At 69.7% G+C, this 13,330-nt stretch carries 10 protein-coding genes; 5 read left to right on the top strand and 5 right to left on the bottom strand.

The window, feature by feature from the left end; translation table 11 throughout:
* Positions 1-2: 2 nt before the first annotated feature.
* The 4 genes from B2J86_RS07100 (at position 3) to hutG (ending at position 4,301) form a co-directional block, all read left to right on the top strand.
* A complete protein-coding gene (locus B2J86_RS07100; protein WP_173025064.1) occupies positions 3-590 on the top strand; it encodes a HutD family protein in 588 nt (195 codons plus the stop codon).
* Positions 591-707: 117 nt separating this feature from the next.
* Entirely contained in the window at positions 708-1,937 is a 1,230-nt protein-coding gene (gene hutI / locus B2J86_RS07095) for an imidazolonepropionase (RefSeq protein ID WP_173025063.1), read from the top strand.
* A gap of 97 nt (positions 1,938-2,034) precedes the next feature.
* Positions 2,035-3,432 carry a formimidoylglutamate deiminase gene (locus B2J86_RS07090; protein WP_173025062.1) on the top strand — a complete coding sequence of 466 codons (1,398 nt, stop codon included), beginning with the start codon at positions 2,035-2,037 and terminating at the stop codon, positions 3,430-3,432.
* A gap of 32 nt (positions 3,433-3,464) precedes the next feature.
* Positions 3,465-4,301 (top strand): N-formylglutamate deformylase, encoded by an 837-nt coding sequence (gene hutG, locus B2J86_RS07085; protein ID WP_173025061.1) that lies wholly within the window; start codon positions 3,465-3,467, stop codon positions 4,299-4,301.
* 74 nt (positions 4,302-4,375) lie between these two features.
* Here the strand turns inward: hutG and B2J86_RS07080 are convergent, their stop codons facing one another.
* The 5 genes from B2J86_RS07080 to apbC form a co-directional block, all read right to left on the bottom strand.
* Complete coding sequence (locus tag B2J86_RS07080; RefSeq protein WP_169634754.1) at positions 4,376-5,248, bottom strand: hypothetical protein; 873 nt, start codon at positions 5,246-5,248, stop codon at positions 4,376-4,378.
* Between the two features lie 488 nt (positions 5,249-5,736).
* Positions 5,737-8,619: a formate dehydrogenase subunit alpha gene (gene fdhF, locus B2J86_RS07075; RefSeq protein ID WP_173025060.1), complete on the bottom strand. Its 2,883-nt coding sequence runs from the start codon at positions 8,617-8,619 to the stop codon at positions 5,737-5,739.
* Positions 8,620-10,410 (bottom strand): NADH-ubiquinone oxidoreductase-F iron-sulfur binding region domain-containing protein, encoded by a 1,791-nt coding sequence (locus tag B2J86_RS07070; protein WP_173025059.1) that lies wholly within the window; start codon positions 10,408-10,410, stop codon positions 8,620-8,622.
* A 92-nt stretch (positions 10,411-10,502) separates the two neighbouring features.
* Entirely contained in the window at positions 10,503-11,453 is a 951-nt protein-coding gene (locus tag B2J86_RS07065) for a LysR family transcriptional regulator (RefSeq protein WP_173025058.1), read from the bottom strand.
* A 28-nt stretch (positions 11,454-11,481) separates the two neighbouring features.
* Positions 11,482-12,573, bottom strand: a complete 1,092-nt coding sequence (gene apbC, locus B2J86_RS07060; RefSeq protein WP_169634750.1) for an iron-sulfur cluster carrier protein ApbC — start codon at positions 12,571-12,573, stop codon at positions 11,482-11,484.
* A 133-nt stretch (positions 12,574-12,706) separates the two neighbouring features.
* Between apbC and B2J86_RS07055 the strand changes: the two genes are divergently transcribed.
* Entirely contained in the window at positions 12,707-13,273 is a 567-nt protein-coding gene (locus tag B2J86_RS07055; RefSeq protein ID WP_173025090.1) for a restriction endonuclease, read from the top strand.
* The last annotated feature ends 57 nt before the right edge of the window (positions 13,274-13,330 follow it).

Below are 13,330 nucleotides of genomic sequence, written 5' to 3'. Positions count from 1 at the left end.
CCATGACCCCCTCCCCCCCGCTGCAGCGCTTTGCGCGCGACCAACTGCCTGTGATGCCGTGGAAGAACGGCGGCGGCAGCACCCGCGAGATCGCCTGCTGGCCGCCCGGCGCCGGGCTGGACGACTTCGGCTGGCGCATCAGCATCGCCAGCATCGCGGCGCCCGGGCTTTTTTCGGTGTTTGCCGGCGTGGACCGCCACATCCTGCTGCTGGACGGCGGCGGCGTGCGGCTGCAGTCGCCGGACGGCGCCATCGACCACCGGCTGGACACGCCCGGCCAGCCCTTTGCCTTCAGCGGCGACGCCGCGGTCCACTGCACGCTGCTGGGCGGCGCATCGACCGACTTCAATGTGATGGCGCGCCGCGGCCAGTGGCAGGCCGAGCTGCATGTGCTGGAGCAGGCCGGCGCCATCGCGCCCGCGCCGCACGGCCTGCTGCTGGCGCTGGGCGGTGCCTGGCGGCTGGGCCACGACCGCTCGGTGCTGCACACCGGCGAGGGCCTGCGCTGGAGCGGCGCCATGCAGCCCGTGGATGTCCAGCCCGAATCACCCGGCGCCCGGCTGCTGGCGGTGCGCCTGCACAGCCCCTGAAACCGCACAGCCACACAACCGCATGAATTTGCATCAAAACGCCCTCCAGCGCTTACCCAGCAAGCGATGACAGCTATCGATTCAATAGTCCTTCACCGCCCACCGAGAGCCTGCGCCATGCCCCCTTCCCCGACCCCTCCCCCCAGCGCCGACGGTGTCTGGACCGGCCTGCGGCTGGCGCCGGGCGCCGCGCCCCTCAAGGCGGGCGCCCAGGCCGCCATCGTCGTCGGCCAGGGCCTGATCGAGTGGGTGGGCGCGGCCGCCGACCTGCCCGCCGAGCACGCGCACCTGCCGCGCCACGATGGCGGCGGCGCGCTCGCCACGCCCGGCCTCGTCGACTGCCACACCCACCTGGTCTATGGCGGCCAGCGCGCCCACGAATTCGCCCTGCGGCTGGCCGGCGCCAGCTATGAGGAAGTCGCCCAGGCCGGCGGCGGCATCGTCTCGAGCGTGCGCGCCACGCGCGAGGCGAGCGAGGACGACCTGTTTGCCAGCGCCGCCGCGCGCCTGGAAACCCTGCTGGCCGAGGGCGTCTGCGCCATCGAGATCAAGTCGGGCTACGGCCTGGCGCTGGAGCACGAACGCAAGCAGCTGCGCGTGGCCCGCCGCCTGGGCGAGGCCTATGGCGTCGCGGTGCGCACCACCTTCCTCGGCGCCCACGCCCTGCCGCCCGAGTACGCGGGCCGCAGCAGCGACTACACCGACCTGGTGTGCCAGGAAATGATGCCGGCGCTGGCCGCCGAAGGGCTGATCGACGCGGTCGACGTGTTCTGCGAGCGCATCGCCTTCACGCTGGAGGAAACCGAGCGCGTCTTCCGGGCCGCGCAGGCCCTGGGCCTGCCGGTCAAGCTGCACGCCGAGCAGCTGTCGGACATGGGCGGCGCGCAGCTCGCCGCGCGCTACGGCGCGCTGTCGTGCGACCACATCGAGCACCTGTCGCAGGCCGGCATAGCCGCGATGCGCGCCTCAGGCACCGTGGCCGTGCTGCTGCCCGGCGCCTACTACACGCTGCGCGACACGCACCTGCCGCCCATCGCAGCGCTGCGCGCCGCCGGCGTGCCGATGGCCGTGTCGACCGACCACAACCCCGGCACCTCGCCCTGCTTGAGCCTGCTGCTGATGGCGAACATGGCCTGCACCCTGTTTCGCCTGACCGTGCCCGAGGCGCTGGCCGGCATCACCACGCATGCCGCGCGGGCGCTAGGGCTGCAGGACACGCATGGCTTGATCGCCGTGGGCGTGCCCGCCAACTTTGTGCTGTGGAATGTGCGCGAGGCGGCCGAACTGGCGTACTGGTTGGGCGGCAAGCCGGTGCGGACGGTGGTGCGGCAGGGGTTGATTCGGTGATGGCCAGATTTTGGAATTGGTCGGTTTCTCGGGGTTCCGGGGCCGGGTGCCCCCCGCCCCGGAACCTCGCAATTCCCAAAGCACATCAAAAAAGCCCATGACCCATACCCTCTTCGCACCCCAAGCCCTGCTCCCCACCGGCTGGGCTCAAGACGTCCTGCTGACCTGGAACGACCAAGGCCAGCTCACGCAAGTCCAGCCCGACACGGCAACGCCTCCCGAAGGAACCGCCACCGCAGCAGGCCCCCTCATCCCCGGCATGCCCAATCTGCATTCCCACGCCTTCCAGCGCGCCCTCGCCGGCCTGACCGAGTACCGGGGCCAAAACGCCGATGGCAGCCAAGACAGCTTCTGGAGCTGGCGCACGCTGATGTACCGCTTTGCCGCCAAGCTCGGCCCCGAACAGCTCGAAGCCATCGCCTACGGCCTGTACGTCGAAATGCTCGAAGCCGGCTACACGGCGGTCTGCGAGTTCCACTACGTGCACCACGACCCGAGCGGCCGGCCCTATGCCGATGACGCCACGCTGGCGCGGGCGCTGCTGCGCGCCGCGCGGCGCGCCGGCATCGGCATGACACTGCTGCCGGTGCTCTACCAAGCCAGCGGCTTTGGCGGCCTGCCGCCCCACGAAGGCCAGCGCCGCTTCATCCGCTCGACCGACTCCATGCTGCGGCTGCTCGAAACGCTCAAGCCGCCGTGCGACGCGCAAGGCGCACGCCTGGGCCTGGCACCGCATTCGCTGCGCGCCGTGCCGCCCGAAGCCCTGCGCGAGGCACTCGCCGGCCTGGACGCCATCGACCCCACGGCACCGATCCACATCCACATCGCGGAGCAGACCCAGGAGGTGGATGCCTGCGTCGCCTGGAGCGGCCAGCGCCCCGTGGCCTGGCTGCTCGACCATGCCGAGGTCAACACGCGCTGGTGCCTGGTGCATGCCACCCACATGGACGCCCATGAGTACGCGCGCGCCGCCGCGTCGGGCGCCGTGGCCGGCCTGTGCCCGAGCACCGAGGGCAACCTGGGCGACGGCATTTTCGACCTGCCGGCCTGGGTGGCCGGCGCCGGCCGCTGGGGCATAGGCTCGGACAGCCACACCTGCGTCAATGCCGCCGAGGAGCTGATGCTGCTCGAATACGGCCAGCGCCTGGCCACGCGCCAGCGCAACGTCTGCGCCAGCGCCGCGCAGCCGCAGGTCGCCAGCGCCATGGCGCTCGCCGCGGTCCAGGGCGGCGCCCAGGCCGCGGGCCGCGCCGTCGGCGGCCTGGCCACCGGCCAGCAGGCCGATTTCGCCGTGCTCGACGCACAGCACCCCTCGCTGCAGGGCCTGAATGCAGCCGACATGCTGTCGGCCCACGTATTTGCCAGCCACCGCAGCTCGGCCATCGACGCCGTCTGGGTGGCCGGCCAGCACCGCGTCCACGGCGGCCGCCACGCCGACAGCGCCGGCGCGATCGCCGGCCTGGTGCAGGCCCGCAGCGCCCTGCTGAGCCAATAATCGCAAGACCCACCCACAGACCGATGGACACCATGCGTTTTCACACCACCGAACCCGCCTTCCGCTTCCGCCAGGGCACGCAGCCGCTGCTGATCTCGATGCCGCACGTCGGCACCCATGTGCCACCCGCGCTGGCCGCGCACTTCATGCCCGAGGCGCAGCAGGTGCACGACACCGACTGGCACCTGGAACGCCTCTACGGCTTTGCCGACGAACTCGGCGCCTCGGTGCTGGTGGCCACGCACTCGCGCTACGTGGTCGACCTGAACCGCCCGCCCGACGGCGCCAGCCTCTACCCCGGCCAGAGCGTGACCGGCCTGTGCCCGGTGGACACCTTTGCCAATACACCCGTCTATGCCAGCGGCACCGGTCCCGACGACGCCGAAGTCGCCGCGCGCCGCGACGCACTCTGGGTGCCCTACCACCAGCAGCTGCGCGCCGAGCTGGACCGCCTCCGGGCCGAGCACGGCGTGGCCATGCTGTGGGACGCGCATTCGATCCGCTCGGTGCTGCCGCGCTTTTTCGAGGGCAAGCTGCCCGACCTGAACCTGGGCACGGCCAACGGCGCCAGCTGCGACCCGGCACTGGCCAACGAGCTGCTGGCCATTGCCCAGTCCGCGCCGGGCTACACCGGCGTGCTCAACGGCCGCTTCACGGGCGGCCACATCACGCGCCAGTACGGACAGCCGGCGCACCACATCCACGCCGTGCAGCTCGAGATGACCCAGTCCAGCTACATGCAGGAAGCCATGCCGTTCGACTACCTGCCGGAACACGCAGCGGGCGTGCAACCGCATTTGCGGCGGATGCTCGAAGCCGCCCTGGCCTTCGCCCGGCAGCAGGCAGTTCCTCAGCGCTGCGCTGAATGAACCCCGCAAGGCGCCGCGCGTTGGTGCTGTCCGCCCGGGGCTTGGGAAAGCATCACGCTGCGGCCCAATGGGCCTCACACAACGCTTGGCCCCGCCCAGCAGCCGCTCATCAGCCCTTCGGGCTTTTTCTGCGCCCTCACCTGCGCGCTGGACTCCCAGGAGTCAAGCTGGACGTTCAGGCCGGCATAGACCCCATAGCCAGCGCCTGCGCGGATTTCACCGCCCGCAGACACGCTCTCACCGGACTTGATGGAACCCTTGGCGTGGATGGATTCGCCGGCCTTGAGGCCCCAGCCCGCCTCCAGATGCATGCCGCTGCGGATGGCCCCGCGCGCCAGCATGCCCTGGCCGACGCGGATGCTGTCAGCGCCTACGATGGCGCCGCCCGCGTTCAGGCCCTTGCCGCACTCGACCAATCCGTGAACGATCAGGTCCTGCCCGACGAATGCGTTGCCCGTCAGTGAGAGCTTGCCGTGGCAGATCACATCCCAGGCGGCGCGCATATCACCACCGCAAACAAGGGCCTCCTGAACTTCAATGCCCCAGTCGGCCCGGATGCCGCCGCCGGCCTCGAGCGAGCCGCCGCTGTAGATGCTGCCTGCCACCCGAATGTCTTCGCCCACCACGATGGCGCGACCGGCGCGCAAACCGCCGCCGGCCCGGATGGAGCGCCCCGCCTGAATGACTGTATCGACATCGATGTTGCCCCGAACCTCCACGCTGCCTGCGAAGACAATCGCCTCGGCGCCCAGGGAGTCGACGCTCAGCACTTCGTTGGTGGGGCCAAACTGCGCCAGCAGCCAGCGGGCATCCTCCACGCGGCCGGCACTGACCAGCGTGTCCAGCGCTGCCTGGTAGCCGCTGCCGTCTTCCACGTTGCGCACAAACCAGCGAAAGCCATCGGCGCAGGGATTCTTGGCCCTCAGAAATCTTTTGGTGAATTCCATCGCCTTCAATCCCGTTCCATCACGAGGCGCACGGCCAGGCCATCCTGACCGGGTTCCGGTTGGCCGCGAGCGTCTCGTGCAGCAGGGCCGCGTCGGGCGTGGACGGTCGGACGAAGGGCGGGTTCGGCAGGCCCATGCCCGCCGCCGTTGTGTGGATACATGACGCATCTCCATCAGGTGCGGCCAGGTCTGACGTCAGCAGACGGCCGCCATCGCGCTGAGCGGGTGCCCGGCGATAGATGGTTTGCGCAGAAAAGAGGAAAAAGTTATCGCCGGGCGGAGGAATGTGCGACCGGCTTGTACGGCCAGATTTCGCACGCGACGACGTTCCTCACCCCAGGCAGGCGGCCCATGGCGCCTGCTCCAAGGGGAGGGAAAATAGGATGCATGGGGAAAGAACAGTGCCGGGAAATGCCCATAATTTTAGCATTTGGCACTGTCCAGCAAAAACCCAGCTTATTTCTGGGTGCTGCCTGCGCCTACCAAGCTCAGGGTAAAGCGGTCTTCACCCCGCCCGCCCCGTAGCCTGCCACCAACGCCGCTTCGCCGCCACGCCGTATCGCCACCGCGCAGTACTTGAACTCCGGGATCTTCCCGAACGGGTCGAGCGCGGCGTTCGTCATCAGATTCGCCGCCGCCTCGTAGTAGACGAAGGGAATGAAGACCGCGCCGGGCGGCGTGCCGTCGTCGCGGCGCACATGGATGGCGATCTCGCCCCGACGCGATTGCACCGTGATGACGTCGCCGGGCTGCACGCCTAGCGCCAGCAGATCGGCGCCGCACAGCGAGGCCGTCGCCATCGGCTCGATCGCATCGAGCACGGCGGCGCGCCGCGTCATGCTGCCGGTGTGCCAGTGCTCCAGCTGGCGCCCGGTGATCAGCACGAACGGAAAGTCGGCATCGGGCCGCTCGGCGGCCGGAATGATGTCGGCCGGCACCAGCCTGGCGCGGCCGTCGGCGGTGTCGAAGCGGTCGATGAACACCGTCGGTGCACCCGGGTCGTCTTCGCTCAGGCAGGGATAGGTCACGCTGGACTCGCGCTGCAGGCGCTCCCAGCGGATGCCCGAGATCACCGCATGCATGGCCTGGCGCATCTCCTCGTAGACCGCCGCGACGCCGCTGTGTTCGCCCTCATAGCGCCAGTCCAGCCCCATGCCGGCGGCCATCTGCTGGACGATCCACAGGTCGGGCCGGGCGTCGCCAGGCGGCGCTATGGCCTGCCGGCCCAGCTGCACCATGCGGTCGGTGTTGGTGACCGTGCCGGTTTTCTCGGGCCAGGCCGTGGCGGGCAGCACCACGTCGGCCAGCCAGGCGGTTTCGGTCATGAAGATGTCCTGCACCACCAGGTGCGAGAGGCTCGCGAGCGCATGGCGCGCATGGTTCAGGTCGGGGTCGCTCATGGCCGGGTTCTCGCCCATGATGTACATGCCGCGCACCTTGTGCGGGTCGCTGTCGGGCGCCAGGCACTTGTGCATGATCTCGACCACGGTGTAGCCGGGCTGGTCATCCAGCGGCATGCCCCAGAAATTCTCGAACCAGGCGTGCGCCGACTTGTCCGTCACGCGCTGGTAGTTGGGGTACATCATGGGGATCAGGCCCGCGTCGCTGGCGCCCTGCACATTGTTCTGGCCACGCAGCGGGTGCAGACCGGAACCCGGCTTGCCGATCTGGCCGGTCACCGTGCTCAGCGCGATCAGGCAGCGGGCGTTGTCGGTGCCGTGCACATGCTGGCTCACGCCCATGCCCCAGAAAATCATCGCGCCCTTGGCTTGGGCGAACGCGCGTGCCACTTCGCGCAGCGTGGCCGCCGGGATGCCGCAAATCGGGGCCATGGCCTCGGGGCTGTAGCCCTTGACGTTTTCCTTCAGTGCTTCGTAGTTGCTGGCGCGCCGGTCGATGAAATCCTGGTCTGCCAGGCCCTCCTCGATCACGGTGTAGATCAGCGCATTGAGCATGGCCACGTCGGTGTCGGGCTTGAACTGCAGCGTGCGCCAGGCGTGCCGGCCGATGTCGGTGACGCGCGGGTCGGCCAGCACGATCTTCGCGCCCTTTTGGGCCGCGTTCTTCATCCAGGTGGCGGCCACCGGGTGGTTGGCCGTCGGGTTGGAGCCGATGATGAAGATCAGGTCCGAATGGGCCACGTCGTTGACCTGGTTGCTCACGGCCGCCGAGCCCACGCCTTCGAGCAGCGCCGCCACGCTCGACGCATGGCACAGGCGCGTGCAGTGGTCGACGTTGTTGGAGCCAAAGCCGGTGCGCACCAGCTTCTGGAACAGGTAGGCCTCTTCGTTGCTGCCCTTGGCCGAGCCAAAGCCGGCCAGCGCTTTCTTGCCGTGGGTGTCGCGCAGGTTTTTCAGCGCACCGGTGGACAGCGCCAGCGCCTCCTCCCAGCTCGCTTCGCGGAACACCTCCGACCAGTCGGCGGTGTCGCGGTTGAGCGACTGCAAGGCTGCCGGGTCCTTGGGCACGCCGGCCTTGCGGACCAGGGGCACCGTCAGGCGCTGCGGGCTGTGCGCGTAGTCGAAGCCGAAGCGCCCCTTGACGCACAACCGGCTCTGGTTGGCCGGGCCGTCGCGGCCGTCGACGCTGACGATTTGGTTGTCCTTGACGTTGTAGGTCAGCAGGCAGCCGACGCCGCAGAAGGGGCAGACCGAATTGACCTTCCTGTCGACGATCTGCGAGCCGATCTGCGTCTTGGGCATCAGCGCGCCCGTGGGGCAGGCCTGCACGCATTCGCCGCAGGCGACGCAGGTGCTCTCGCCCATGGGGTCGGCCAGATCGAACACGATGGCGCTCTGCGCGCCGCGCAGCGCAAAACCGATCACGTCGTTGACCTGCTCCTCGCGGCAGGCGCGCACGCAGCGGTTGCACTGGATGCAGGCATCGAGGTGGACCGCCATGGCCGGGTGCGACAGGTCGGCCCGAGGCTGCTCGCGGCGCAGGGCCTGGAGTTCGGGCCGCACGCTGACCTCCATGCGCGCTGCCCACGCGCTGAGTTCGCCGTGCTGCAGCGACTCGTCGGCTTCGTTCCACTTGTAGCCGGCCTCGGGCAGGTCCGACAGCAGCATCTCCAGCACCATCTTCTGGCTCTTGAGGGCGCGCTCGCTCTGCGCCTGCACCTCCATGCCGGGCATGGCGCTGCGGCAGCAGCTGGGCGCGAGGGTGCGCTCGCCCGCAATCTCGACCACGCAGGCGCGGCAGTTGCCGTCGGGCCGCAGGCCGTCCTGGTAGCACAGGTGCGGAATCTCGACACCGTGGCGCCGTGCGGCCTGGAGGATGGTTTCGCCCTCGAAGGCGTGGAGGGTCTGGCGGTCGAGCGTGAAGGCGACGGTGGGCACGGCCACTTCGGCACGTCGGGCGGGAGCGTTCATTCAGGCCACCTCATGGGGAAAATACTTCTGCACGCAGCGCACCGGGTTCGGCGCCGCCTGGCCCAGGCCGCAAATCGACGCATCCGCCATCACCTGGTTCAAATCCTCCAGCGTGGCGTGGTCCCAGCTTGGTGCCGCCATCAGCGTGGCGGCCTTGGCCGTGCCGACGCGGCAGGGCGTGCACTGGCCGCAGCTCTCGTGGGCGAAGAACCGCATCATGTTGAGCGCCGCATCGCGCGCCCGGTCGTGCTGGCCGAGCACGATGACGGCGGCCGAACCGATGAAGCCGCCGTGCGGCTGCAGGGTGTCGAAGTCCAGCGGCACGTTGGCCAGGCTGGCCGGAAAGATCCCGCCCGAGGCGCCGCCCGGCAGGTAGGCGTAGAGCTGGTGGCCCTCCGCCATGCCCCCGCAGTATTCATCGACCAGTTCCTGCACCGTGATGCCCGCCGGGGCCAGCTTGACGCCGGGGTGCTTCACCCGCCCGCTGACGCTGAAACTGCGCAGCCCCTTGCGGCCGTGGCGGCCGAAGCCGCTGAACCACTGCGGGCCTTTTTCGACGATGTCGCGCACCCAATACAGGGTCTCGAAGTTGTGCTCCAGCGTCGGCCGGCCAAACAGCCCGACCTGGGCGATATAGGGCGGACGCATGCGCGGCTCGCCGCGTTTGCCTTCGATGCTTTCGATCATGGCCGACTCTTCGCCGCAGATGTAGGCGCCGGCGCCGCGCCGCAGCTCGATCCGCGGCAGATCGCACGGCGGGTCGGCCTGCAGCTGGGCAATCTCGTCCTGCAGCAGCGCGCGGCAATCGTGGTACTCGTCGCGCAGGTAGAGGTAGACCGCCTCGCAGCCCACGACCTGCGCGGCCACCAGCACGCCTTCAAGGAACCGGTGCGGGTCGCGCTCCAGGTACGCGCGGTCCTTGAACGTGCCGGGCTCGCCCTCGTCGATGTTGACCGCCATCAGGCGCGGCGCGGCTTGCTCGCGCACGATGCGCCACTTGCGCCCGGCCGGAAATCCTGCGCCGCCCAGGCCGCGCAGGCCCGAGTCTTCCATGGCCTGGAGCACGCTCTCGGTCTCCATCTCGCCCTGCACCAGCGCCGCCGCCAGCGCGTAGCCGCCGTGGGCGCGGTAGCTCGCGTAGCCCGTGTGGCCGGAGAGTGCAGGAATGCTTTTCTCCGCCCAATCGGATGCTACGAAAGGGATAGCGGCTTGCGATTGCTGGACAATCGCTGGAGCCACTTTTGATGCCTGAACCACCGATGCGGGCGTGGCGTGCGGCACCGCTGTCTGGTGCACCAGCGCCGCCGGCGCCTGCTCGCAGCGGCCGATGCACGGCGCGGCCACCACCCGCACACCCTGCCCGCCCAGCAAGGCTGGCAGCCGCGAGAGCAGATCCTGCGCGCCGGCCATGGCGCAGGCCAGCCCATCGCACACCCGCACCGTGAGGCCGGGCGCGGCATCGTCGCCGCGGACGACCTCGAAGTGGTGGTAGAAGGTCGCCACCTCGTACACCTCGGCCATGGGGATGTTCATCTCTTTGGCCAGCGCCACCAGGTGCCGGTCGTGCAGGCAACGGTAGGCGTCGTTGAGCCGGTGCAGGTGCTCGATCAGCAGGTCGCGGCGGTGCCCTTCGGGCGGGCGTGGGCCGATCAGCGCCTGCACCTCGTCCAGCGAGATGCCATCGGCCTGGCGGCCCTTGAGCTTGCTGTTGCGCCGGATGCGCTCGCGCATCTGGTCCACCGTCGCAACGGGTATGGCCGGGGGGCCGGAGGAATCGCTGGAGAGGTTCATGCGGCAATGTGGCCCGCACTGGCCGCCGCGTCAAATTGGATCGGTGTATGAGGGGATTCGGTTTGTGAATGGACCGTGGGCGCAGGCCCCGCTCACTCGCCCAGCGCCCCGCTGTGCTGCCGCACATCCGCCAGCCACGCTGGCGCGCGCGCCAGCGCCAGAGCGGCCTCCAGTGCCCGTGAAGGCTGGGCCTTGGCGAGGAGGATGAACCCCACCGGCGTCACGATTTCCGGCCCGACCAGGGGCAGCGCTTCGAGCGCACCCTCGCTGCGCACGGTGCCGACCAGGGCGCCGGGCAGCACGCTGCACAGGTCGCCGGCCAGCACGCTCAGGGTCAGCGTCAGCACCGAGCTGGTCTCCATGGCCGGCTGAACCGCGCTGCCGGCCTGGGCAAAGGCGCTGTCGACGATGCTGCGGTTGTGCATCTCAGGCGTCAGCAGGCACAGCGGCAGCTGCGCCGCGTCGGCCCAGTGCATCGGCGCGCCCAGGTGCAGCGGCGCACCGGCCGCCGGGCCTGCGCCCGTGCGGCGGCGCACCAGAAAGTAGTGTTCGGCGTACTGCGGCAGCACGGCCAGGGCGCCGCCTGGAACCAGCCGGTCGGTAAAGCCGAGCGCGAGGTCGAGCGACAGATTTTCGAGGCCTTCCTCGAGGTCCTGCGAGCTCAGGGCGCGCACCAACGGCGCAATGCCCGGGTGCGCGGCCCGCAGCTGGGCCGCAAAGCGCGCCGCCACCGGCACCGCCGTGGGCACCACGCCCAGCTGCAGCCGGCCTGTGGGGTGGCCTGCGCGGCTGGCCAGCTCCTGCTGCAGCAAGGCGTGCTCATGCAGCATGCGCCGGGCGCTCGCGAGCACGCGCTCGCCCTCGGGCGTGAGGCCGGCGTAGCTGCGGGCGCGCCGCACGATGGGCGTGCCGAACTCTTTCTCTAGCGCGCGCAAGGCGTTGGACAGCGCCGGCTGCGTGATGTGGCAGGCCTGCGCCGCGCGGGCAAAGTGGCGGTGCTCGCTCAGGGCAACCAGGTAGCGCAGCGAGGTCAGCAGGTTCATGCGGCTTGCCGCCGGGCGGCGCGCGGTGTCAGGTGTCTTTCGAGACGGCAATGGTCGGGAACTTGGACGAGAAGTCCTTGGCCTGCTGCGCGATCTTCACGGCCACGCTGCGCGCCACCTGCTTGTAGATCTGCGCGACCTCGCCGTCGGGGTCGGCCACCACGGTGGGCCTGCCGCTGTCGGCCTGCAGGCGGATCTGCATATCGAGCGGCAGCGCGCCCAGGTAGTCCATGCCATATTCAGCGGCCATTTTCTTGCCGCCATCGGCCCCGAAGATGTGCTCGACATGGCCACACTGGGTGCACACGTGCACGGCCATGTTCTCGACGATGCCGAGGATGGGCACACCCACCTTCTCGAACATCTGGATGCCTTTCTTGGCGTCGAGCAGCGCGATGTCCTGCGGCGTGGTCACGATGACCGCACCGGTCATGGGCACGCGCTGGGAGAGCGTGAGCTGGATGTCGCCGGTGCCGGGCGGCATGTCGACGATCAGGTAATCGAGCTCGCGCCAATTGGTCTGGCGCAGCAACTGCTCGAGCGCCTGCGTGGCCATGGGGCCGCGCCAGATCATGGCCTGATCCGCGTCGACCAGAAAACCGATCGACATCAGCTGCACGCCGTGGTTTTCCAGCGGGTCCATGGACTGGCCATCGGCGCTCGTCGGCCGGCCCTCGGCGCCCATCATCATCGGCAGGCTGGGGCCGTAAATATCGGCGTCGAGCACGCCGACGCTGGCGCCCTCGGCGGCCAGCGCCAGCGCCAGGTTCACGGCGGTGGTGCTCTTGCCCACACCGCCCTTGCCCGAGGCCACGCCAATGATGTTCTTGACCTTGGGCAACAGTTGCACGCCGCGCTGCACCGCGTGCGCCACCACCTTGAAGCCGATGTGGACCGAGACGTTGTCCACGCCGGCCACGCCCTTGGCAGCGGCCACCAGGCTGCGGCGCAGTTCGGGGACAAGGCTCTTGGCCGGGTAGCCCAGCTCGACGTCAAAGGCGACGTCGCCCCCATTGATCTGCAGGTTGCGCAGCGCGCGAGACGAGACAAAATCCTTGCCGGTGTGCGGGTCCTTCACAGCGCCGAGCGCCTGCAACAGGTCCTGTTCTGAAACAGCCATTTCAAAGTCTCCTAGGTTCGCCCTAGTCTATTCGCAAGCCACCGACCCCACGACTGCCGCGACAATGCTGCGCTGCGCCGGGCGCGCGACTGCCCCGGCCCCACTTTTGCAAAGGATTTGCGTGAAATTCAAGATGGCCCCCAATTCGCTGTTTGCGATCTTGCTGCGCTCGCCGTGGTGGATCAGCTTTGTCGTGGCCGGCGCCATTGCGCTGGTCGCGGCGGCGCTGCTACCGGCGCAGTACGCGCTGTTTGGCGCCATCGGCGGCCTGCCCATCCTCGCGGTGGGCTTCGTCGCGGCCTGGCGGCAGCTGCGCGCGCCCAGCGCGGCGCAGGTCAGCGAAACGCTGGACGCCGCCCTGGCCATGCCCTGGCGCGACTTTGCGCATGCGCTCACGGCGGCCTGGCAGGCCGGCGGCGCCACGGTCGAGCGGCTCGACGGCCCGAGCGCCGACTTTCGCCTGACCCAGGGCGGCCGCGTGACGCTGGTGTGCGCGCGGCGCTGGAAGGCCGCGACCCACGGCGTCGAGCCGCTGCGCCAGCTGCTGGCCGCGGTGCAGGCACAGGGCGCAGCCTCGGGCGCGTACCTGGCCGTGCAGGGCGAGCTCAGCGACACCGCGCGCCTCTTCGCACGCGACCACGGCCTGCTGGTGCTGCAAGGCCCGGCGCTGGCGCAGCTTCTGCGCGCGGCGCGGTCCTGACCTCCAACCATCCCATCCTGCAGCGCACCGCCCTGCGCTGCCGCTGGTTGCGCAGGG

Source organism: Acidovorax sp. SRB_14, from assembly GCF_012932145.1.
Lineage (GTDB): Bacteria > Pseudomonadota > Gammaproteobacteria > Burkholderiales > Burkholderiaceae_C > Simplicispira.
Note: the sequence above shows the minus strand (reverse complement) of the source record. Positions and strands in the feature narration are given on the sequence as shown.